Genomic DNA, 22968 nt, shown 5'->3' on the forward strand with positions numbered 1-22968 from the left:
TCAAAGACAGTCCAAGCCACCTAACGGTGGCTCGGAACACTACAAAAGTGACATTTTCTCGGACGAGTTAAGGTGACATTTTCTCAGACGTTTGACACAAAATTTACTATCCGAGCAAAAATCAAAACGTTCGTGTCGCCCTGAAGATACGATACCCTTTGTCTTTGCTCACTTCTTCCACGCTTGGAAAGATAGATTCCAATTTCTTGAATGCGGATGGAGCCCCTTGCTTCTTCTGAATTACGACCCACAGCTCCCCCTGAGGAAGCAAATGCTCGGAAGCTTGTTCAAATATTGCGTGCACAATGCCTTTTCCCGCGCGGATCGGCGGATTGGTCAAGATATGCGTAAATTTCTCGCTCCTTACTTTATCGAACAAATCGCTCTGCATCGCCTCTACATTGTGAATGCCGTTCAGTGCCGCGTTTTCCTGTGCAAGTTGTACCGCTCGCTCGTTAATATCTATCAGCGTCGCCTTTCCCTTCGCGGCCAGATAAGCGGCCGTAATTCCGATCGGACCGTAGCCGCAGCCGACATCCAAAATCGCCGCGTCCTCGGGAATCACCATAGTCTCGATCAGCAATCTGCTGCCAAAATCTATACCCTCTTTGGAAAAAACTCCGCTATCGGTCACAAACTCGAAGCTTCTGCCGCGAAGCCGAACTTCCATCCTCCGGCGGTCATGCCGGACAGACGGCGTTTGACTGAAATAATGTTCCGACATAACGCCCCCCCGACTAATACAGACATATACCTATTTTGTATAAAAACCCCTTGAAGTAATCCACTTCAAGGGGTTTTTCATCCATTTCGGGATTATTTGACTTCGACAGTTGCCCCGGCTTCTTCCAGCTTTGCTTTGATAGAATCGGCTTCTTCTTTGGCCACTTTTTCTTTGATCGGTTTCGGAGCATTGTCAACGACTTCTTTCGCTTCTTTCAGACCCAGGCCCGTAATTTCGCGAACGACTTTGATAACGTTGATTTTGGATGCGCCAGCGTTCGTCAGGATAACATCGAATTCAGTTTGCTCTTCCACTTCGGCAGCAGCGGCTCCGCCTGCCATAACGGCCACAGGAGCTGCGGCGGTTACGCCGAATTCCTCTTCGATAGCTTTTACCAGGTCGTTCAATTCCAACACGGTCATCGATTTAATCGCTTCAATAATTTGCTCTTTGCTCATGATCTTACCTCCAATTTTCTAATGATGAATCAAGTGAAATTCAGCCGCAATGCCTGTAACTTTCGGACTAAGCTTCCTGTGCTCCGCCTTCCTTTTGATCGGCAACCGCCTTGACGGCAAGTGCAAAGTTGCGTACCGGAGCCTGGAGCACGCTGAGCAGCATGGACAGCAAGCCTTCTCTCGGAGGAAGCGCCGCCAACGCTCTGATTTGATCAGCGTCGACCACTTTGCCTTCCACTATTCCGCCTTTCAGCTTCAGGTTTTCATTCTTTTTCGCGAACTCGGACAAGATTTTTGCCGGGGCAATCGCATCTTCCTTACTGAAAGCAAAAGCGGTCGGGCCGCTCAAATGAACATCCAGTTCTGTAAACTGAGTTGCTTCAGTGGCTCTGCGAACCAGTGAATTTTTCAGAACCCTGAACTCGACCCCAGCTTCCCTCAGGGTCTTGCGAAGTTCTGTCACTTGAGCAACATTCAAACCGCGATAGTCGGTCAGCACAGTGCTGGAATTCTCCCGCAGCTTGGTCGACACTTCGCTGACCAGCAGTTCTTTCTCGCGAATCACATTTTCATTAGCCAAACCTGTACACCTCCTGTATTCTGCGTCATCAAGCACATCACCTTGCTTCAAACACGTTTAACCGCAACCGAGGATAGAACCTCAAAAGAAAAGCCTCCGCAGACAATACGGAGGCCGGAATGGGAAATTTCACAATCATCGTAACGCGATCATGTATTCACAACACCTCGGTAGGAAATTAAGCCCAAAAGGCACCTACTGTCTACGGTAAACATATTCATTTTCGAGAGGCTTTCATCAGACGACATCACATAGCCTACCACTCGGGATCGAAAAAGTCAATACCGCTATGCAGCACCCATACTCCCTTATCTGTAAGATTGGGTGTTGACTTTAACGCTCGGTCCCATTGTGGAAGATATCGCGATGTTTTTCAGATAAACGCCTTTGGCCGCTGCCGGCTTGGCTCTCAGCAGCGCTTCGATTAATGCGCGCAAGTTGTCGTTGAGCTTATCCGCGTCAAAGGACACCTTGCCGATCGGCGCATGAATTTGTCCGGCTTTATCAAGACGATACTCGATTTTACCCGCCTTGATTTCCTGCACCGCCTTGGCCACTTCGAACGTTACCGTACCCGCTTTCGGATTCGGCATCAGTCCTTTGCCGCCAAGGATCCGACCCAGCTTACCCACCTCCCCCATCATGTCTGGGGTGGCTACGCATACGTCGAATTCCAGCCAGCCTTGCTGGATTTTATTGATATAATCCTGATCGCCGACAAAATCGGCTCCCGCATTCTCAGCTTCTTTGGCTTTGTCGCCTTTGGCAAAAACAAGCACGCGTCTTGTTTTCCCCGTTCCATGAGGCATTACGACAACGCCGCGAACGGCCTGATCCTGCTTCTTCGGATCGACTCCCAGACGAACCGCCACTTCAACGGTTTCGTCAAACTTTGCCGTCGCCATTTTCTTTACGAGCTCAACCGCTTCGGCAGGCTCATACTGGGCATCGCTGTCGACTAATTTCAAGGCCTCGAGATACTTTTTGCCTTGCTTGGCCATTTCCATTTCCTCCTTCTGTGGTAATAACGGATAATCCTCCCACGCTTTGCAAAAACGGGTTTAATCAGTCTTCGATTTTAATGCCCATGCTGCGTGCGGTTCCTTCAACCATACGCATGGCGGCTTCAACTGACGCCGCATTCAAATCCGGCATTTTTTGCTCGGCAATTTCACGGACTTTGGCCCGCTTCACCGTAGCCACTTTTTTCTTGTTCGGTTCGCCCGAACCCTTTTCGATTCCTGCTACGACACGCAGCAAAACAGCAGCCGGCGGAGTTTTGGTGATGAACGTGAATGAGCGATCCTCAAAAACCGAAATCTCCACAGGAATGATCAATCCTGTTTGATCAGCCGTACGCGCGTTGAATTCCTTGCAGAATGCCATAATGTTGACACCAGCTTGCCCCAGCGCCGGTCCAATAGGCGGTGCCGGATTAGCTTTTCCTGCGGGAACCTGCAGTTTGACGACTTTAATAACCTTTTTGGCCATGCGAGACACCTCCTTGCCCATAATGTGGTAAATACGGGAATGACCCTCCCACCAAGATAAACGACTGCGCCATATGTGCATACGGCTTGCCGCATACCATCGATGATTCAGACATGCAATTCCGGAAAAAAGCACCTTCCCGAATCATCAAACAAGGTCTATCCTGCAGGAATAGACCTTGAGAAATCTAAGCCGCAAAGGATGGAAGCAGCTATTATATTTTTTCCACTTGAGTAAAATCCAACTCGAGCGGGGTTTCCCTGCCGAACATATTGACATGAACCTTAAGTTTGCTTTTATCTGCAAGAATATCCTCTACCGTGCCCACGAAGTCCGCAAATGGGCCGACTTTGACGCGAACGGTTTCCTTTAGATCGAAATCGATCTTCGGCTTGGGCTCTTCCATACCCATATGTTTAAGAATGGCTTCGGCCTCATCAGGTTGAAGAGGTATGGGTTTCGAACCGGAGCCGGATGACCCGACAAAACCGGTAACCCCCGGCGTGTTTCGCACGACATACCAAGAATCGTCCGTCTGTATCATCTCGACCAGCACGTAGCCGGGATACACTTTGCGCATGACGATTTTCTTTTTGCCGTCCTTGTTCACGATTTCTTCTTCCATCGGAACCAGCACACGGAATATCTTGTCCTGCATATCCATCGATTCCACGCGCTTTTCCAAATTGGCTTTCACTTTGTTCTCATACCCTGAATAGGTATGCACCACATACCATCTTTTTTCCATAAAAGGCCACCTTCAGATCTACCTGAAAATTCACTTCCGCTTAAAACTGTTCCATGTGAATTCTTCGAGGACGCTTCCGCTTGCCATTTGATAATGGCATAGGGCGTCTGCTTATTTAAAAATAACGCGCAGCAGTTCGGAAAGACCAAGATCGATAAGCGCAAAATAGATCGTTACAAACAGAACCGTCACCACAACCACAACGGTATAGCTCGACAGTTCTTTGCGACCCGGCCAGCGAACCTTTTTCAGTTCGGACCAACTGTCTGCAAAAAAAGAAAATGTAGTTCCAAACCCCTGCTTCATTCTGTTCAGAAACGCCACTCAACTCCACCTCCATACCCTACCTTGTCTCGCGATGAAGCACAGTCTCATTGCAGAACTTGCAGAATTTCTTCATCTCCAAGCGGTCGGGGTTGTTTCGCTTGTTCTTATTGGTCGTATAATTCCTCTGCTTGCAGTTTGTGCAAGCCAGTGTAATGATAACCCGCATGTTGGACACCTCCCGAACAAAACCTTCTTAAGATAGCAAACCATTAACAAATTAAAAAAAGTCCCTCTTTTCAGGGGCTACCTAAAACACTTTAGCACAACCAAATGTACGTGTCAAGAAAATGTTGTTTGCGGGGGTGCCGAAAGGCTGCTCAAGCCAACCGATCTCCAATATCTCAAATTATTGCCAACAACTCGGCCCTTATACATATTAAAATGCTCCTGCAACGGATGCTTCTTAGAAAACGATGTCGCGAACTTCCAAATAACGCTCGAGCTTGCGCTTCACGCGCTGCAGGGCATTATCGATCGACTTCACATGCCGGTCAAGATCCACGGCGATTTCCTGATACGAGCGTCCGTCCAGATAGAGCATCAGCACCTTGCGCTCGAGATCGCTGAGAATCTCCCCCATTTTATCTTCCAATCCGGAAAATTCCTCTTTGTTGATCATCAATTCTTCCGGATCAGAAACTTTGGAGCCGCATATGACATCGAGCAGCGTACGGTCGGAGTCTTCATCATAAATGGGCTTGTCCAATGAAACGTATGAATTTAAAGGGATGTGCTTTTGTCTGGTCGCGGTCTTGATCGCGGTAATGATCTGCCTGGTGATGCACAGCTCGGCAAAGGCCTTGAATGAGGCCAGCTTGTCTCCCCGAAAATCGCGAATCGATTTATAGAGACCGATCATTCCTTCTTGCACAATATCTTCCCGATCGGCGCCAATCAAAAAATAAGAGCGGGCTTTGGCTCGAACGAAATTCTTGTACTTGTTGATCAAGTATTCCAATGCTTCGCTGTCCCCCAAACGGACCGCTTCCACTACATCCTCATCCGTCTTGAGGTCATACTCTTGCATACCCGACTCATTGAGGTCGACATTCACTAACATCCCTCCGGCCTGCAAGGCTGCGCGATTCTTTACTCAAAGATAGGATAAGTATACATGACAAATTCTGATATCGTCAACCAGTTATACGCAGTTATTCAAGGCTTTGCAGGATTTTTCACTCTCTGCTCCTACGCCACTTTTCGAATATATTCCTGATTTCCTTGCTTAACGCATTATCGAAGGTGCTGCCTCTCGGGCCTCGCTCTCCTTCAATTTTGGCGGAGATTTCTTTTCCGCTCTGCTGAACCATGATCAGCAGTTCTCTGGCCGAAATCCGCAGCGCTCCTTTTCCGAACGTCACATGCTGCTCGACAAAGTCGGAGGTGGCCACATGAATCCGGACTCTTTTTTGCGACAATTCGGCTACAAGGCGTTCGATGCATTCATCTGCGGTTTCTTTCTCCCGCGTATAAATCACCTTTAATTTGCTTCGATTGTATTCCCTCCCCAAGCCGGGCACCTGGTGGGCATCAAAAACAATCAAAATCCGCATTCCGGAGTATCCCTGGTAATTGGCAAGAATATCAATCAGGCGATCTCTGGCCTCTTCCAGATTGACCTCTTTGAGCTTTGTCAAAGCGGGCCAGGCTCCTATAATGTTATAACCGTCGACAATCAGATATTCCTGCATGGCCCACTCTCTTATCCATTGTTCTTTCTTTGTCTGACAACCTCATACATCAAAACTCCGGCAGCCACCGAAGCGTTCAGAGAATTGATCCGGCCTTGCATCGGGAGCTTAACCAGAAAGTCGCATTTTTCTTTGATCAAACGGCTGATGCCCTTGTTTTCGTTCCCGATGACCAATGCAAGCGGCAGTGACAAATCCAAGCCATACACGTCCTGCTCGGCTTCCGCATCGGCTCCGGCGATCCATATTCCCCATTCCTTCAAGCGATCGATCGTCTGCGCAAGATTGGTCACCCTCGCAACAGGCACATATTCGACCGCACCCGCGGATGTCTTCGATACGGTGGCGGTCAATCCGACGGACCGCCGTTTCGGAATCACGACGCCATGTACGCCGGTGCAGTCGGCTGTCCGCAAAATCGATCCGAGATTATGAGGATCTTCAATTTCATCGAGCAAGCATAGAAAGGGCATTTCATTTTTCCGCTTGGCCTCGGCCACAATATCCTCAAGATCAACGTATTCATGCGCGGCAGCCTGTGCCACAACACCTTGGTGCTGGATGCCGGGAACCAGCTGATCCAGTTTCCGCCTGTCGGCAAATTGAACGACCGCTCCCGCATTTTTGGCTTCTTCCACAATCGGATGCATCGTGTTTTTTTGCGATTGCTCAGCAATCCATACTTTGTGCACCGCCCGACCGGAACGGAATGCCTCCAGCACCGGATGGCGGCCTGCAATATATTCTTCTGCCATCATTCATCCTCCTCGTTATTTTTCCGATATGGGGGAATGGATCGGAATAACCTGATCCAGCAGAGCGCGAAGCCGGTCAAATCTCTCGCTGTAATAGAGATAGCCGATCAGGCATTCGAACGCAGTGGCGTGGCGGTAATCCAAAATATCCGCATTTTTCGGCACACTCCCGGATTTCGCATTGCGCCCCCTTTTGACAACATCCAATTCCTCCTCGGTAAGCAACGGCAGCCAATTCTTCAAAAATTGGGCCTGCGCTTTGGCCGAGACGAATTTCACCGCTTGGGCATGAAGATGCTGCGGACGATGATTGCGCAAAGATATGAGATACTGCCTGACGTACACATCGTATACTGCGTCCCCGATGTAGGCCAACACCAGCGGATTCAATTGGCTGGGGTCTTTGGAAGGCGGAAAAGCAAACAATGAGCCGTTCATCCGTCAAACCTTCCGCCGCCAGCGGATTCCCTGCTGCGTATCCTCCAGTTGAATCCCCTTAGCCGTTAGCTGATCACGAATCTCATCGGCCCTCGCCCAGTTCTTGTTCTTCCGGGCTTCAATCCGTTCCGCTATCAGCTTCTCCACTTCCTCATCCAACAGCTCCGCTTCTTCTCCCTGGAGAATGCCGAAGATGTCGTCAATTTGCTTAAAGGCATCCATGGCATGCTGCAGGGCTTGGTGGGGAATCGATTCCGATTTCAGATACAGATTGGCTTCGCTGACCATATCAAAAACGGCAGTGATCGCATCCGGGGTATTGAAGTCCTCCTGCATCTTTTCGTGAAATCTTTCCATCGCTTGATCGATTTTTTCCATGAATGCCCGATCGTGATCGCGAAGCACGGCGTCCATTGCCGTTTTCCGACGATGCCGCAAATCCGCAAGGCAATTGTCGATCCGTTCCAAACTATGTCCCGTGTGCTCCATAATCTCGTGGCTGAAATTCAACGGGCTGCGGTAATGCGCGGAAAGCATGAAAAAACGGATGACTTGAAAACGGTACATCTGCAGCATATCCCGCACGTCGATCCCGTTGTTCAAGGATTTGGACATTTTTTCGTTGTTGATGTTAATGTATCCATTATGCATCCAATACTTCACAAAGGTCTGTCCATTGAGCGCCTCGGACTGCGCCCGTTCACATTCGTGATGGGGAAACTGCAGATCCTGTCCTCCCCCATGGATGTCCAGCGTCTCCCCAAGATATTTTTTGGCCATGGTCGAGCATTCGATATGCCACCCCGGACGGCCTTCGCCCCACGGACTGGACCATTTGATCTCACCGGGCTTGGCTTTTTTCCACAGCACAAAATCCCGGGGGTCCTCTTTTCTTTCATCGACCTCCACGCGGATGCCGTATTGAAGCTCCTCCAGATTTTTGTGAGAGAGTTCGCCGTACTTCGGATATTTTTCAGTCCGGAAGTATACGTCTCCTTCTTTCTCGTATGCATACCCCGAATCCGTCAATCCTTGAATGAACTGAATGATCTCCTGCATATTCTCTGTGACCCGCGGATGAACGGTTGCTTCCCGGATCCCCAGGCCTCCGACATCCTCATAAAAGGCTTCGATGAATTTGTCGGACAGCTCCGGCACGCTCATTCCCGTTTCCAAAGACTTGCGGATCAATTTATCGTCAACATCGGTAAAGTTCATGACGTATGACACTTCATAGCCGATGGCGGTCAAATATCTCCGCACGACATCGAAGAAGATGAACGGACGGGCATTCCCGATATGAATGTAGTTGTAAACCGTCGGACCGCATACATACATCTTCACCTTGCCCGGTGTGAGCGGCTCGAAAATTTCCTTGGATCTTGTAAGGGTGTTGTAGATTTTCAGCGCCATATCAAACCTTACCCCCAATCTTCTTTAGGGTTTCCAGTTCCCGCCGCATTTCATCAATTTGCCGCTGAAGCTGCCCGCAAAGTTCCTGCACCGGGTCGGGCATCGCCCCGTGCTGCAGCCGATTCGTCCGCTCGCCGTTGCTTTTGACCATCTTTCCGGGAATGCCGACAACCGTGCAGTTCGGCGGGACCTCCTTCAACACAACGGCGTTTGCCCCGATAAACGAATATTCCCCGACTTTGAAAGAACCGAGCACCTTGGCTCCGGAACCAAGCACGACACCTTTGCCGATCGTCGGATGCCGCTTCCCTTTTTCTTTTCCCGTTCCGCCAAGAGTTACTCCCTGGTAAATAACCACATCATCGTCGATTTCGCAGGTTTCCCCGATCACCACTCCCATCCCATGGTCAATAAATAACCGCTGTCCGATGCGGGCCCCCGGGTGGATTTCGATTCCCGTCATAAAACGCGAAAACTGGGAGATGACCCTTGCAATAAAAAACAAGTTGTGCCTGAAAAACCAGTGCGCGATCCGATGCCACCATACAGCATGCAGACCGGAATAGGTCAAAACGACCTCCAGCGTGCTCCTCGCCGCCGGGTCGTTGGCAAAGACAGCCTCAATATCCGATTTCATCGACCGCAAAAAACGAACCATGCTGATACCTCCCGCTTTCAGTTCTCTTATTATCCATCCAATAAAAAAGTCCCTGCAGCATAATGCTGCAGAGACGTGTATTCACGTGGTTCCACTCTGCTTGGGCATGCCCGATCCAAAGGCCGCCCTTCTCCAGACTCTTAACGCGAGCCGCTCGTTAAAACCTACCCTGCCTTACGGCATCTCGGCTTCAAAGCTCACAGGCGCATTTCCGCTTAACGGGAATGGATAACTTGCAGCCCAAGCTTTACGCTATCGGTTATCCTCTCTGGCAAGACCCTGCTTAATCGTACTCTCCTGATCGTCGCTTTGTGAATATGCCTTTTTTTCAAGTATACAAAAAATGTCCGCAACACACAATACATTTATCCCGTTCCATTGGTCTGGATGCCCCTTTTGCGCAGCGATCCAACTTTTGAATACACTCTTAAATTGAATAAATATTCAAGATCTTGTTTTCGTCGGATAACACTCCCAAGAGCTTATCTGACAAAAGCGGACAAGCGGCGAAGCACTTTATCCTTGCCCAACAAATACAGGGTTTGATCAAGATCCCGGCCATGCGTTTGTCCCGTAACCGCAGCCCGAATCGGCATAAACAATTGCTTGCCCTTAAAGCCCGTCTCTTTCTGCACATGCTTCAGCAGCTGCTTAATCCCCTCCGGGGTGAAATCCTCGTCATCTCTCACTCCCGCATAAAAACTGTTCAGCACGGCAGGCACTTGCTCTTCAGACAAGATCTGCTTGGATTCTTCCTCAAATTCCGGTTCTTCCTTGAAAAATAACTCCGTTAATTTTACAATCTCCGCAGCATAACTCAATTGCTCCTGATACAATTTGACCAGCGACTCCACCCACTGACGCAACGGCGCATCAAGCTGCTCCGGAATATATCCGGCTTTCTGCAAATGCGGAACGGCCAATTCGACCACCCGGTTTAAATCAGCGTTTTTCATATATAAATTGCTCATCCAATTCAGCTTGTCGGTGTCGAACACGGCCGGACTTTTGGAAAGACGGTCCACGCTGAAATTGGCGATCAGCTCTGCCTTGCTGAAAATCTCCTCTTCGCCCCCCGGCGACCAGCCCAGCAGCGCGATAAAGTTCAACAGCGCCTCCGGCAGATATCCGAGATCCCGGTATTGCTCGACAAACTGCATGATCGATTCGTCCCGCTTGCTCATCTTTTTGCGGTCCTGATTCAGAATCAGCGAAATATGCGCAAATTCCGGAATGTCGAATCCCAAAGCCTGATACAGCAAAATTTGCCGAGGCGTATTGGTCAGATGCTCCTCGCCCCGGATGACGAGCGAAATCTTCATCATATGATCATCCAGGACAACCGCAAAATTATACATCGGAATCCCGTCCGGCCGAACGATAATAAAATCGCCGATACCGTCCGATTCGAATTCCACGTGCCCCCTGACCCGATCTTCAAACGCAATCGTAAGCCCCTCCGGAACCCGGAAGCGAATGGAGGCCTTTCTCCCCTCCTCCCGATGCCGCTCCCGCTGCCCTGCAGTCAAATGACGGCACTTGCCGGAGTACAATGGAGTTTCTCCCCGGGCCTCCTGCTTCTCCCGCTCCTGCGCCAATTCTTCCTCGGAGCAGTAGCAGGGATAGGCCTTCCCTTCTTCAATCAATTTATCGATGAACGGCTGATACAGCTGAAGCCGCTCCATTTGTCTGTACGGGCCATAGGGGCCACCGATATCGACGCTTTCATCCCAATCGATGCCGAGCCATTTCAAGCCCTCCAATTGGCTTTGGATCCCGGATTCCATATGACGGGTTTGATCGGTATCCTCAAAGCGGACAACAAAAGCTCCTTGCGTATGCCGTGCAAGCAGATAACAATAAAGCGCCGTCCGTGCCCCGCCGAGATGCAGATGGCCGGTCGGACTGGGCGCGTAACGGACGCGGACTTGATCAGACATGTAAAAACGCTCCTCTCTCTTTCCTAAAATTAATTTAGCATATCCTGCAGCAGGCAGACAACCGATTGCGCGGCAATTCCTTCTTCTCTGCCGGTAAATCCGAGCTTTTCCGTCGTCGTCGCTTTTATGTTGACCTGTGTGACTTCCGCTCCCAGCGCTCCGGCAATGTTCTCCGCCATCTGCGGAATGTATTCGGCCATCCTGGGTCTCTGGGCAATAATTGTCGCATCCAGATTTCCAAGCTTGTATCCCCGCTCCACGGCCAGCTTCCATACCTGTCTCAGCAGCTGCATGCTGTCCGCATCCTTGTAATTGTCGTCGTTATCCGGAAAATGGCGTCCGATATCCCCCAGCGCCAAAGCCCCGAGAATGGCATCAGCGACGGCATGCAGAAGCACATCGGCGTCCGAATGTCCCAGCAGCCCTTTGTTAAAAGGGATCTCAACTCCTCCAACGATGCATTTTCTTCCTTCCGCCAGCTGATGTACATCAAAACCCTGTCCGACGCGTATCATGACCCCTCTCCCCCCAGTCTTTCATTCAGCACATATTGCGCCCATTTCAAATCCTCCGGCGTAGTGATCTTGATATTGTCATAGTCCCCTTCGACCACAAACACGGGCATATTTATTCTTTCGGCCAGCGCCGCATCATCCGTTCCCTCGTATCCTTCTTCCATCGCCCGCTCATGCGCGCGCTTCAGATCGGAAAGACGAAAAGCCTGCGGCGTCTGCATAGCCCACAGGCTCTTACGGTCCGGCGTGGACACAATTTGCCCTGAGGCGTCCACCACCTTGATGGTATCGAAAACGGGCACGGCTAAGACGGCCGCCCCTTTGTCCCTGGCTTGCTGCCAGCAAGCGCGGATCTTCTCCGGGCGAACAAGCGGCCGCACGCCGTCATGCACCAGAACCCACTCCATGCCCATCGCCTCAAGTGCCCGGATTCCCCGATAAACAGATTCCTGGCGTTCTTTCCCGCCTGCTGCGATGGCTTTCACTTTATGCAGTCCATACCTTTCGAGGTAACCGCTGCAACGTATCCTTTGCTCCTCGGATACGACAAGCGCCATAGCGTCAACCTCGTCCATTTGCTGAAACACTTCCAGTGTATGAACCAGGATCGGCTTGTCCCCCAAAGGAAGAAATTGTTTGCTTTCGCTGCTTCCCATCCGCTTGCCTTTTCCCGCGGCAACAATAATGACTCCCAATTTCCCCATCAACAAAACCCCTGCCTGTGTTAAACGATTGAATAATGACTTGTGCCCTTCTTATCATAATCGTTTTACAGCGCTTTTTCCAATAGTTTCGGCTTTGCAAAAATCATTCTCCCCGCAGATGTTTGCAGTACGCTGGTCACCAAAACCTCAATCGTCGAGCCGATGAAATCCCGTCCGCCTTCAACCACAATCATGGTGCCGTCATCGAGATAAGCAACGCCTTGACCATGTTCTTTTCCGTCTTTTATGACTTGCACGAGGATTTCTTCACCGGGGAGCACGACCGGTTTAACCGCATTGGCCAGATCATTGATATTCAACACCGAAACTCCTTGCAGCTCGCATACTTTGTTCAAGTTAAAATCGTTGGTCACCACTTTCCCGTTCAGCGCCTTCGCCAAACGCACCAGCTTGCTGTCCACTTCCGTAATCTCCTCAAAGTCACCTTCGTAAATCAGCACCTTGACATCCAGTTCTTTCTGGATTTTGTTCAGGATGTCCAATCCCCTGCGCCCTCTGTTGCGCTTGAGCAGATCCGAAGAATCGGCGATATGCTGGAGTTCTTCCAGCACGAATTCCGGAATGACCAGCGTCCCTTCAATGAATCCCGTTTTGCAAATGTCGGCGATCCGTCCGTCGATAATGACGCTTGTATCGAGAATTTTATGCTGCTCGGATATCTTTTTCCCCTTGCTCTTATCCTTTGACCCGATACCGGAAACCCAAGATTGCAGCTCCTCCTGTTTGCCGACCCCAATCCGGAAACCCGCAAACCCCAACAAACCAGCTATCACTATCGGCACTGCGCTCGGCATTCCGTCGATCCTTGATACCGGCGGATACAATAATACGGAAACCAACAATCCTCCCAACAACCCCAGCATGCCGGCCAGCAATTCCGCCATCGGCATTTTTTTCAGCTTTTCCTCCGCCAGAGTCCATCGCATGAAAATCCATTCTGAAAACCAATACGACAATATCAATGCCAATGTTGCTCCCAATAACATCATGACATATTCCCGAATTGCCGGACTCCAGCCGAATGGATGTCCGAACGAACCCGCAAGCCAATCGTTCAAAACGTAACCTGTCCATCCGCCGATCCCTGTTAATAATAGTTGCAGCCATCGCTTCAACATATTTCACCTCCTGAAACATAGGAAAAACTTCTATCGAAGTCCTTCAAAGAAGCCGGACCTTGAGTAAAGGAAGTTTTTCATGCCCATAAGAATTTGCCTTTCCGAATGACCGAAAACTGATTAAATTCTTATGTGGTAAGAACAATATTCTATTTGTTCCTTACAATTATGAACAAATTTGACGCGGACTAATCTTCCGACGGCAATTTTTTTACCGTATCGGAAAGCATTCGGATACTATTGCGTGAAAAACACCCCTATCGGCAAAATACCGCGATGGCCATTCCCCCATTGGAACGATGCAAATATAAGTTTTTTTATAATTCTTAAAAATCAAGCTTTGAATTATAATAATGGTTTTTATATAATGGAATTGAATTGAACGGTAAGAGGTGAAGGGAATGAGCGTTTCAAGTCTTAAAAGCTTTCAGGATCAAGTATCCGAACTGTTGCTCCGTCACCGCAGTCTGCTCGATGTAATATCCAAATTTCAGCAAACCAACGCCGCCGTCAATCGGTCCGTTACGAAAGCGATAACCGAATGCGGCTGCATTGAAGTGAGCGCCCAAAAGCAGCAATATTCGCTCGACTACTCGGCTGAACGGCTTCGTGAGATGTTGGGTACCCATGTCCACGGCCATTTATGCGAACAATGTCAAGAAATCGTCAGTTCCGAATTGGGAAGAAACCTCTTTTATATGTCCGCGCTTTGCAATTTGTTGGAGATCAATTTGGAAGAAGTCATCGATCGTGAATCCCAAAAATGCTCAACCCTCGGCTTTTTCAATATGTCCTAAAAGCACGCCTCGCGGTAGAGACGCTGGTTTCACAAAAAAAGCATTTATTTTCAGCTTCCGCAGAAAATAAATGCTTTTTATTTTTCCTATATTCGGTTGCAGTTGTTGCGCCGCATCATTGCTAAACGATGTCGCGGGCTTCGATTTCCCGCTGCTCTTCAAGTTTCATCCGTCTTGTTCGGCGATTCAATATTCTAACGTTTTTTTTTAATCCGTACAGCGCATAAAGAACCAACGGAACGAAAATCAGCTTGGACAGCGTCCCCGGATACTTGATTGCCACAACGACGGCAATCGCCACAATGATTGGAAGAATCCACATGGCCGATTTCGGTATTCCCACTTTTTTGAAACTGGGGTATTTGACCGTGCTGACCATTAGAAAGGACAGGAACAGTTCACTTAGCAGCAAAATCGGAGTTGCAATTTCATTGTGGAACAGCGCCAAAGTCGCCAGTACACCGCCGGCAGCGGGAATCGGGAGGCCGATAAAATATCCCGGCGTGCTGGCCTTGACATTAAACCTGGCCAGACGCAGCGCTCCGCAGATCGGGAACACGGCCGTGGCGATCCAAGCTGCCGCCGGATTTACTTCCTGCAAACCGACCACATAGATCACAAAGGCCGGAGCCACTCCGAATGAAATGACATCGGAAAGGGAGTCAAGCTCCTTTCCGAATTCGCTTTGAACATTCAGGGCCCGTGCCACTCTGCCGTCCAAACCGTCCATCAGCATCGCAACAATGACCATCATGGCCGCGTAATCCGGTCTATTGTTAAACACAAAAATAATCGACAGTATCCCCAAAAACAAATTACCTACCGTAAAAATGCTGGGCAGCGATTTCGCTATCATTCTGCTTACACCTCGAATGTACTATTCCCTTATCCGATAAGGATCATTAGTACGGTTCTAATTGTTCATCTTTCGATTGTATGCAAATTATATATGTCTGTCAATGAATACCTGTTCTTGAATCCGTTTCAACCCCTCTTTTATGTTCCTGGCCCGAATTTCTCCGATCCCGTCCACTTCATCCAATTCCTCGATCGTTGCCATCATAATATGAGCCAGATGTCCGAAATGATCGACCAAATTTTGTATGATGACTAACGGCAGACGCGGAATTTTATGGAGCATTCTAAAGCCCCTCGGGGAAATCGCTTCCTCCAGAACGGAACTGTTGGCCGGAAATCCCAACTGACGGATCACTTCGTGATGGTTCATCAGTTCATCGGAAGTCAGGTTTTTTAAGCAGATCCGGATACCCTTGATATTCTCATCACTCGGATCCCTGCTGTAATCTTTCAGCAGCAGTTCAGCGTCCTGATCAATCTGCGATACAAGCTCCTCCATCTGCATGCTGATCAATCGGCCTTCAGTCCCCAGTTCATTTATGTATTTCACAATTTCCGAGCGCACTCGCAATACCATTTCCACCCGCTGAATCACATTGGAAACGTCATGCAGCGTTACAAGCTCTTCGAACTCGGAGGCGCTTAGATTCGTGAATACCTGATCAAGAACCGCCTTATATTTTTCCAAGGTCTGTATGGCCTGATTGGCTTTCGTCAAAATAACTCCGATATCTTTTAACGCGTATCGGAGGTTCCCCTGATAAAGGGTAATCACATTTCTTCTTTGCGAGATGGAAACAACCATTTTCCCGGTTTGCTTGGCCACACGTTCAGCCGTCCGGTGGCGGATTCCCGTCTCGATCGAGGAAATAGAAGAATCCGGTATCAATTGGGTATTCGCATATAGTATGCGCTTTAAGTCCTCGCTTAAGATAATGGCGCCGTCCATCTTCGCCAATTCATATAGATAATTCGGAGAAAAGTCGCAGTTAATGGAAAAACCCCCGTCTACAATCTCCATGACCTCCGGGCTGTAACCCACGACAATCAATCCGCCTGTCTTGGCTCTCAGCACATTTTCCAGCCCTTCTCGAAAAGGTGTCCCTGGAGCCACCATCGTGAGCAGTTGGTTCATGACATCCCTTGCACCATCTTCTTTCACATGCCTACCTCCTGTGCCAGTTCAACATAGCTTAGCAATTAATTTAATGCAGCATTCAATGCTTCGGTTACCGTAGCGATGGAAATCACTTCAATTCCTGCGGGAGGAGTCCAGCCTTTCATGCTTTTCTCGGGCATGATTACTTTCTTGAAGCCTAATTTTTGCGCTTCTTTAATACGCTGTTCCGCTCTGGATACGCCTCTTACTTCCCCGGTTAGTCCAATTTCCCCAAACACCGCATCGAACGGACCGGTGGATTTGTCCCTGAAGCTGGAAGCGATGCTGATGGCCACCGCGAGGTCTACCGCCGGCTCATCCAGCCTTACTCCTCCGGCAACGTTGACGAACACATCCTGATGCTGCAGGACCATACCCATTCTTTTCTCCAAAACCGCGATAATCAGCGAAAGGCGATTATGATCAATACCCGTTGACATTCTTCGGGGAGTCGGGAAATTGGTAGGTGATACCAATGCCTGAATTTCAACAAGCACCGGTCGTGTCCCTTCCATGCTGGCTGCCACAGCCGACCCGGAAACACCGATCGGTCTTTCGGAAAGAAACAGTTCAGAAGGATTGTCTACTTCCCGCAAGCCGACCTCGCTCATTTCAAATATGCCCATTTCGTTCGTAGAACCGAAACGGTTTTTGACCGCCCGAAGCAACCGATAGCTGTGATGGCGTTCGCCTTCGAAATAAAGGACGCAATCTACCATATGCTCCAGCAATCTCGGGCCCGCTATGGCCCCCTCTTTTGTAACATGGCCCACAAGAACCGTTGCTATCCCTTTGCCCTTGGCCATTCGCATAAATTTGCCCGTACATTCCCTAACCTGGGAAACGCTCCCCGGGGCTGAGGAAATAAGGGGATGATACACGGTCTGGATCGAGTCAATGACCATAAAATCAGGCTGCACCGCTTCGATCGATTCTTCAATGTGCTCCATGTTCGTTTCACAAAGCACAAAAATATTGGGAGATAACGCATTTAAACGGTCCGCACGCAGTTTCGTCTGTCTGGCCGATTCTTCACCGGAAACATACAGAACTTTCAATCCCGATTTGGCCAAAGAATGGGAAACCTGCAGCAGAAGGGTAGATTTGCCTATCCCGGGGTCGCCCCCCACCAGAATGAGGGAACCCGGCACTAAACCTCCGCCGAGAACACGGTTCAACTCCCCAATATCCGTCATAATGCGCTGCTCCTGACTACCTTTTATTTCTATGATTGAAGCCGCCGTTTCTTTCGTCGAATTGCCCTCGGTATCAAAGAAGGGGTTTTTGGAGGATGCAACCCGTTCTTCCACAAAGCTGTTCCAAGCTTGGCATCCCGGGCATTTGCCCATCCATTTTGGGGATTCGTATCCGCATTCCTGACAAAAAAATTTGGTCTTTGTTTTGGTCATATCTGTTCCCCTGATTCTTATTATCACTTCAAAGTTTACCATGTTCAACCAATGATTGAAAACCCCTGAGACAAGCTTAGAAAAAAAGCATGCCCCCATTCATCGAATGTTCGGCATGCTTTTTTTTCACAGAACTGTCCATCAAAAATGTCTTGACAGTTACTTGGCGCTGACGTGCTCCCCTTTACGGACCACCAGTTCGCCGTTTTCTTCATCGATAGTGATCGTATCGCCCTTAGATATATTCCCCAGCAGCAATTCCTCCGACAAACGGTCCTCAATGTGCTTTTGAATGGCTCTCCGGAGAGGACGGGCGCCATACACAGGATCGTAGCCTTCTTTGGCCAAAAACTCCTTGGCTTTGTCGGTCAATGTAAAATTGACATCCTGATCCTTCAGACGCTTGCGCAGTTCTTCGGACATTAAGGTCACAATTCTTCCGATATGCTCCTGTTCCAACGAATGGAATACGATGATTTCATCGATGCGGTTCAAAAATTCCGGTCGGAACGTTTTCTTCAGCTCCGCCATCACTTTGTCCTTCATGTTGTTGTAATCCTTGCCGGAATCTTCTGCGGCGGTAAATCCGAGCGCGGAATTCTTCTTGATCATCTCCGCACCGACATTGGATGTCATAATGATCAGCGTATTGCGGAAATCGACCATCCGGCCCTTGGAATCGGTCAATCTTCCATCCTCCAGCACCTGCAGCAGGATGTTGAAAACTTCGGGATGCGCCTTCTCGATCTCATCCAAAAGGACAACCGAATACGGCTTGCGGCGGACTTTTTCCGTCAATTGACCGCCTTCCTCATATCCCACATATCCGGGAGGCGCTCCGACCAGTCTGGACGTCGAATGCTTTTCCATATACTCGGACATATCGATGCGAATTACGGCATTCTCGTCACCGAACATCGCCTCAGCCAAAGCCCGTGCCAATTCCGTTTTGCCGACTCCTGTGGGGCCGAGGAAAATAAACGATCCCATCGGTCGTTTCGGATCCTTCAGACCTGCGCGGGCCCTGCGGATAGCTTTGCTGACCGCTTTGACCGCTTCATCCTGGCCGATCACTCGCTCATGCAAAATCGACTCCATCTTCAACAAGCGTTCCGTTTCTTCTTCGGCCAGTTGACTGACAGGAATTCCTGTCCAGCTGGCCACGATTTGCGCGATATCTTCAGGTGACACTTCGGAATCGGTTCTGCCTTGGGTTTCTTTCCATTCATTTTTAGTTTTTTCGAGTTCTTCCCGCATTTTTTGTTCCGTATCCCTGAGGGAAGCCGCCTTTTCAAATTCCTGGCTCTGCACGGCCGCATCCTTTTCCTTGCGTATATCCTCCAGACGGCTTTCCAGTTGCTTCAGGTTCGGCGGTACCGTATAAGAACGCAGACGAACTTTTGAAGAGGCTTCGTCGATCAGATCGATCGCTTTGTCCGGCAGGAATCGGTCGGTAATGTAGCGGTCCGACAATTTAACCGCCTGTTCGATCGCTTCATCCGTGATTTTGACCCGATGGTGGGCTTCGTAACGGTCCCTCAAGCCTTGCAGAATCAAGATGGCTTCCTCGGGCGTCGGCTGATCGACCATGATCGGCTGGAACCTGCGCTCAAGAGCGGCATCCTTCTCGATGTATTTTCTGTATTCATCCAGCGTGGTCGCTCCAATGCACTGCAGTTCTCCTCTGGCCAGAGCAGGCTTCAAGATGTTGGAGGCGTCGATGGCTCCTTCCGCCCCGCCGGCTCCAATCAGAGTATGCAACTCATCAATAAACAGAATGATGTTTCCTGCCTGGCGGATCTCATCCATGATTTTTTTCAAACGATCTTCGAATTCGCCCCTGTATTTGGTACCCGCGACTACCGAACCCATGTCGAGGGTCATTACCCTTTTATCGCGAAGGGTCTCCGGAATTTCGTTATTGACGATCCTTTGTGCCAGCCCTTCGGCGATTGCCGTTTTACCTACGCCGGGTTCGCCGATCAGAACGGGATTGTTCTTCGTCCGGCGGCTCAACACTTGAATCACTCTTTCAATTTCCTTGCTGCGGCCGATAACCGGATCCAAATTGCTTTCTTTGGCGGCGGACGTCAAGTCCCTCGCCAGACTGTCGAGCGTCGGCGTGCTCACATTGGCCGCAGTACCATGGGAAGTCGAAACGGCCTCATTGCTGCCGAGAAGCTGTAAGACCTGCTGTCTGGCTTTATTCAAGCTGACCCCCAGATTATTCAACACTCGGGCCGCAACACCCTCACCTTCCCGAATCAGGCCAAGCAGAATGTGCTCTGTCCCGACATAAGTGTGTCCGAGTTTCCTTGCTTCATCCATGGACAGCTCGATGACTTTTTTCGCTCTTGGCGTATAAGCAATATTCATCGGCTGCTCTTGGCCTCTGCCGATTAAAGCTTCGACCTCGTCCTGAATTTTTTCCAACCCGAGACCTAAAGCAATCAGCGCCTTTGCCGCAATCCCTTCACCCTCCCGGATCAAACCGAGCAGGATATGCTCCGTACCGATATTATTATGACCCAAACGAACCGCTTCCTCCTGGGCCAATGCCAGCACCTTCTGAGCACGTTCCGTAAATCTTCCGAACATCATGTTCTACACCTCCAAAAAAGATTTGTCATCCATGTTGTCAAACACGCTTACTATCCATTCTTAACCAATCTTCCTCTAATCATTTCAGCTCTTCTTATATCTCTTTCATCTGCCGACAGTTTTTTTCCTGCATACTGCTGTAAAAAACCCGGCTGTGTCATCACCATCAGTTCGTTCATGACATTCGCGGAGACATCCTTGATCAATCCCAGATCAATTCCCAATCGTACGTCCGACAGCCGTTGGGCCGCTTCTTTGGAATCGATGATTCCCGCGTGCGATAGAATACCGTATGACCGGCTTACCCGATCCATGATTCTGGGCCTCGAATCAGCCAAAAGCCTTTCTCTCGCTGCCCGTTCATGCTCGATAATCTGGCGCGCAACGCTGTACAGATTGTTGATGATCTCCTCTTCCGACTGACCGAGCGTAATTTGATTGGAGATTTGAAACCAGTTGCCGATCGCTTCGCTTCCCTCACCGTACAATCCACGCACAGCCAATCCCACCTGGTTGATCGCCGACAAAATTCGATTGATTTGCTGGGTCATCACAAGAGCCGGTAGATGCATCATGACCGAAACGCGGATTCCGGTGCCAACATTGGTTGGACAACTCGTTAAATATCCTCGTTTTTCGTCGAATGCATAGTCCAATTTCGATTCCAAAATATCGTCGATTTTACATGCCAGATTCCATGCTTCTCTTATTTGAAACCCGGGATAAAGCACCTGTATTCTCAAATGATCTTCTTCATTAACCATAATGCTGATCGATTCGTCCTCGCTCAGGATGACGGCGCCGTTGCGGGATTCTTCAGCCAGATTGGGACTGATCAGATGCTTTTCCACCAAAACCCTTCGTTCCAATTCATTAATGTCGGCCAGTTGAATGGTCTCAAATTTGCTGATGGAATGGAACTCGTCATTGTCTACACTATTCAGTATTTCATCGAGCACCGCCTGGGACTGCTGTCCCGTTGACATCATCGGAAAGGGATACTTTCTTAAGTTTCTCGCTATGCGAATCCGACTGCTGATGACGATATCGGACTCCGGGCCGCCTCCCTTCATCCATTCGCTGAGGGCTTGATTGATAAAATGACGCAACGACATTAGCCTTACCTCCATGCACCAGCGCTGTTTGACCGGCATGCGTTATGGCGGTCAATTCGCGGCGAATTTTTTCTCCAGTTCACGGATCTGATCCCTGATTCGCGCCGCATCTTCAAATTCTTCCTTCTCAATCCGGCTTTGAAGCTCCTTCTTCAACTCTTCAATTTCACGCTTGCCGCGAATGAGGCCTCCGACTCGTTTGGGAATTTTACCGACATGCACTGTGTTTCCGTGAACTCGCTTCAATATGGGATCCAACCGATCCGAGAAGTAAGAGTAACAGGAACTGCAGCCAAAATGTCCGAGTTTGCCAAACTGAGCATACGTCAATCCGCATTCCTCACAGCGTACTTCCTGCGGTTTGCTTCCGATTGCGTTCGTGTTGCCCGGCTCGAAATCCAGCAAACCGGACAGCAGATTATGAATGGAAAAACCGTTCGGCGCTCCCGGAATCAGCTCTCCTTTCTCTCTTGCACAGGTTTCACAAAAATGGAATTCCGTTTTTTCTCCATTTACAATCTTGGTAAAATGAAGAGTCGCCGGTCTTTTCCCGCAATCCTGGCAATTCATGGGCAATCCCTCCCCTTTATTTGCTGAGCAGCGCAATCAACATGCTTTTCAACAGTTTCGCCCTGATCTCATCTCTCAGTGGAAGTTTTAAAGTAAGGGTATCCCTGGAAATGGCCGCCCTGAGGAGATTGGCCTCGCGTCTGGTGATAAATTCGGCCTCCTCTAATTGGTATATGAGACCCTCCGCAGTAGTTTGATCCATCTGATTGGCAACGTTCTGAACAATGTGCTCCTGAATCGAGCCCAGCTTGGGGATCTCCACTTTTTGGATTCGAATATATCCGCCACCGCCGCGCTTGCTTTCAACCAGGTATCCTTTTTCAAAAGTAAACCGTGTTCCGATGACATAGTTGATCTGCGACGGCACGCATTGAAACTGATCGGCCAATTCATTGCGTTGGATTTCAATCATGCCATCGCCAGCCTGCATCATATTCTTCAGATATTGTTCAATAATATCAGAGATATTCCGCATGAATATTTCCTCCAAACCTCCGCACGATTGACTTTGACTTTCTTTGACTTTGTATGATTTTATTATAACCAATTCATATACGTTTTTTCAAGTACTATGAATGTAATTTAGTGTGTGTTAACAAAGCCCGATTATCCCCCTTGCTTTTATTCTTGTCGTGCCTTTATTTGCATTATTTCTAACATTTTTGATTTTGATGCTTGTGAATTTTGCCTTTTAGTTAAATTTGCATTCATGTCCGTTTCATGTCAGGGATCAAACGAATGAGTTGGTTGAGTGTAAAATAAAAACGCCCCTGATCGGTCCAATCGATCAGAGACGTTCTTCGTTTCGCTTGGCAACGTCCTACTCTCCCAGGACCCTTCGGTCCAAGTACCATCGGCGCTGGAGGGCTTAACGTTCG

General features: G+C 49.2%; 26 protein-coding genes and 1 other annotated feature. Of the genes, 1 reads left to right on the plus strand and 25 read right to left on the minus strand.

The annotated features are described in order from the left end of the window. Positions 1 to 121 precede the first annotated feature (121 nt). From VF724_RS18645 to VF724_RS18730, 18 genes are all read right to left on the minus strand, one after another. Complete coding sequence (locus VF724_RS18645) at positions 122 to 724, minus strand: class I SAM-dependent methyltransferase (protein WP_371755756.1); 603 nt, start codon at positions 722 to 724, stop codon at positions 122 to 124. A 92-nt stretch (positions 725 to 816) separates the two neighbouring features. Continuing rightward, positions 817 to 1182, minus strand: coding sequence for a 50S ribosomal protein L7/L12 (gene rplL / locus VF724_RS18650; RefSeq protein WP_371755757.1), 366 nt, complete (start codon positions 1180 to 1182; stop codon positions 817 to 819). A 67-nt stretch (positions 1183 to 1249) separates the two neighbouring features. After that, a complete protein-coding gene (gene rplJ / locus VF724_RS18655) occupies positions 1250 to 1762 on the minus strand; it encodes a 50S ribosomal protein L10 (protein ID WP_371755758.1) in 513 nt (170 codons plus the stop codon). 77 nt (positions 1763 to 1839) lie between these two features. Then, positions 1840 to 1988: a sequence feature (ribosomal protein L10 leader region), on the minus strand. Between the two features lie 82 nt (positions 1989 to 2070). Continuing rightward, positions 2071 to 2763, minus strand: coding sequence for a 50S ribosomal protein L1 (rplA, locus tag VF724_RS18660; protein ID WP_371755759.1), 693 nt, complete (start codon positions 2761 to 2763; stop codon positions 2071 to 2073). Positions 2764 to 2827: 64 nt separating this feature from the next. Next, entirely contained in the window at positions 2828 to 3253 is a 426-nt protein-coding gene (gene rplK, locus VF724_RS18665) for a 50S ribosomal protein L11 (RefSeq protein ID WP_371755760.1), read from the minus strand. Positions 3254 to 3467: 214 nt separating this feature from the next. Beyond that, positions 3468 to 4001, minus strand: coding sequence for a transcription termination/antitermination protein NusG (gene nusG, locus VF724_RS18670; protein WP_371755761.1), 534 nt, complete (start codon positions 3999 to 4001; stop codon positions 3468 to 3470). 111 nt (positions 4002 to 4112) lie between these two features. Further along, on the minus strand, positions 4113 to 4325 hold the full coding sequence (gene secE / locus VF724_RS18675) for a preprotein translocase subunit SecE (protein WP_371755762.1): 213 nt from the start codon (positions 4323 to 4325) through the stop codon (positions 4113 to 4115). 19 nt (positions 4326 to 4344) lie between these two features. Then, positions 4345 to 4494 carry a 50S ribosomal protein L33 gene (rpmG, locus tag VF724_RS18680; protein WP_371755763.1) on the minus strand — a complete coding sequence of 50 codons (150 nt, stop codon included), beginning with the start codon at positions 4492 to 4494 and terminating at the stop codon, positions 4345 to 4347. Positions 4495 to 4731: 237 nt separating this feature from the next. Next, positions 4732 to 5382 carry an RNA polymerase sporulation sigma factor SigH gene (sigH, locus tag VF724_RS18685; protein WP_371755764.1) on the minus strand — a complete coding sequence of 217 codons (651 nt, stop codon included), beginning with the start codon at positions 5380 to 5382 and terminating at the stop codon, positions 4732 to 4734. A gap of 121 nt (positions 5383 to 5503) precedes the next feature. After that, entirely contained in the window at positions 5504 to 6019 is a 516-nt protein-coding gene (locus VF724_RS18690) for an NYN domain-containing protein (RefSeq protein ID WP_371755765.1), read from the minus strand. An 11-nt stretch (positions 6020 to 6030) separates the two neighbouring features. Beyond that, the gene (rlmB, locus tag VF724_RS18695) at positions 6031 to 6774 is read right to left on the minus strand and encodes a 23S rRNA (guanosine(2251)-2'-O)-methyltransferase RlmB (RefSeq protein WP_371755766.1); all 744 of its coding nucleotides are present in this window, start codon (positions 6772 to 6774) and stop codon (positions 6031 to 6033) included. Between the two features lie 15 nt (positions 6775 to 6789). Further along, entirely contained in the window at positions 6790 to 7212 is a 423-nt protein-coding gene (locus tag VF724_RS18700) for a Mini-ribonuclease 3 (RefSeq protein ID WP_371755767.1), read from the minus strand. A gap of 3 nt (positions 7213 to 7215) precedes the next feature. After that, positions 7216 to 8625, minus strand: a complete 1410-nt coding sequence (gene cysS, locus VF724_RS18705; protein ID WP_371755768.1) for a cysteine--tRNA ligase — start codon at positions 8623 to 8625, stop codon at positions 7216 to 7218. A 1-nt stretch (position 8626) separates the two neighbouring features. Continuing rightward, positions 8627 to 9283, minus strand: coding sequence for a serine O-acetyltransferase (gene cysE / locus VF724_RS18710; protein WP_371755769.1), 657 nt, complete (start codon positions 9281 to 9283; stop codon positions 8627 to 8629). 482 nt (positions 9284 to 9765) lie between these two features. Beyond that, positions 9766 to 11223 carry a glutamate--tRNA ligase gene (gltX, locus tag VF724_RS18715; RefSeq protein WP_371755770.1) on the minus strand — a complete coding sequence of 486 codons (1458 nt, stop codon included), beginning with the start codon at positions 11221 to 11223 and terminating at the stop codon, positions 9766 to 9768. A 29-nt stretch (positions 11224 to 11252) separates the two neighbouring features. Further along, positions 11253 to 11738, minus strand: a complete 486-nt coding sequence (ispF, locus tag VF724_RS18720) for a 2-C-methyl-D-erythritol 2,4-cyclodiphosphate synthase (protein ID WP_371755771.1) — start codon at positions 11736 to 11738, stop codon at positions 11253 to 11255. Next, on the minus strand, positions 11735 to 12442 hold the full coding sequence (gene ispD, locus VF724_RS18725) for a 2-C-methyl-D-erythritol 4-phosphate cytidylyltransferase (RefSeq protein ID WP_371755772.1): 708 nt from the start codon (positions 12440 to 12442) through the stop codon (positions 11735 to 11737). The genes ispF and ispD overlap by 4 nt, the downstream gene beginning before the upstream one ends. A 65-nt stretch (positions 12443 to 12507) precedes the next feature. Continuing rightward, positions 12508 to 13581: a PIN/TRAM domain-containing protein gene (locus tag VF724_RS18730; protein ID WP_371755773.1), complete on the minus strand. Its 1074-nt coding sequence runs from the start codon at positions 13579 to 13581 to the stop codon at positions 12508 to 12510. 401 nt (positions 13582 to 13982) lie between these two features. Between VF724_RS18730 and VF724_RS18735 the strand changes: the two genes are divergently transcribed. Continuing rightward, a complete protein-coding gene (locus tag VF724_RS18735; RefSeq protein ID WP_371755774.1) occupies positions 13983 to 14378 on the plus strand; it encodes a nucleoside triphosphate pyrophosphohydrolase family protein in 396 nt (131 codons plus the stop codon). A gap of 121 nt (positions 14379 to 14499) precedes the next feature. Here VF724_RS18735 and pssA read toward each other — a convergent pair whose 3' ends face one another. The 7 genes from pssA to VF724_RS18770 all read right to left on the minus strand — a co-directional run bounded on the left by pssA (position 14500) and on the right by VF724_RS18770 (position 22565). Next, positions 14500 to 15234: a CDP-diacylglycerol--serine O-phosphatidyltransferase gene (gene pssA / locus VF724_RS18740; RefSeq protein WP_371755775.1), complete on the minus strand. Its 735-nt coding sequence runs from the start codon at positions 15232 to 15234 to the stop codon at positions 14500 to 14502. A gap of 87 nt (positions 15235 to 15321) precedes the next feature. Continuing rightward, a complete protein-coding gene (gene disA / locus VF724_RS18745; protein WP_371755781.1) occupies positions 15322 to 16371 on the minus strand; it encodes a DNA integrity scanning diadenylate cyclase DisA in 1050 nt (349 codons plus the stop codon). Positions 16372 to 16436: 65 nt separating this feature from the next. Continuing rightward, positions 16437 to 17804: a DNA repair protein RadA gene (radA, locus tag VF724_RS18750; RefSeq protein WP_371755776.1), complete on the minus strand. Its 1368-nt coding sequence runs from the start codon at positions 17802 to 17804 to the stop codon at positions 16437 to 16439. Between the two features lie 159 nt (positions 17805 to 17963). Next, entirely contained in the window at positions 17964 to 20405 is a 2442-nt protein-coding gene (clpC, locus tag VF724_RS18755) for an ATP-dependent protease ATP-binding subunit ClpC (protein WP_371755777.1), read from the minus strand. A 50-nt stretch (positions 20406 to 20455) separates the two neighbouring features. Then, positions 20456 to 21520, minus strand: coding sequence for a protein-arginine kinase McsB (gene mcsB / locus VF724_RS18760; RefSeq protein WP_371755778.1), 1065 nt, complete (start codon positions 21518 to 21520; stop codon positions 20456 to 20458). A 51-nt stretch (positions 21521 to 21571) separates the two neighbouring features. Continuing rightward, positions 21572 to 22090 carry a protein-arginine kinase activator protein McsA gene (gene mcsA, locus VF724_RS18765; protein ID WP_371755779.1) on the minus strand — a complete coding sequence of 173 codons (519 nt, stop codon included), beginning with the start codon at positions 22088 to 22090 and terminating at the stop codon, positions 21572 to 21574. A gap of 16 nt (positions 22091 to 22106) precedes the next feature. Next, positions 22107 to 22565, minus strand: coding sequence for a CtsR family transcriptional regulator (locus tag VF724_RS18770; protein WP_371755780.1), 459 nt, complete (start codon positions 22563 to 22565; stop codon positions 22107 to 22109). Between the last annotated feature and the right edge of the window lie 403 nt (positions 22566 to 22968).

It is taken from the genome of Ferviditalea candida, from assembly GCF_035282765.1.
In the GTDB taxonomy this organism is placed as follows: Bacteria; Bacillota; Bacilli; order Paenibacillales; family KCTC-25726; genus Ferviditalea; species Ferviditalea candida.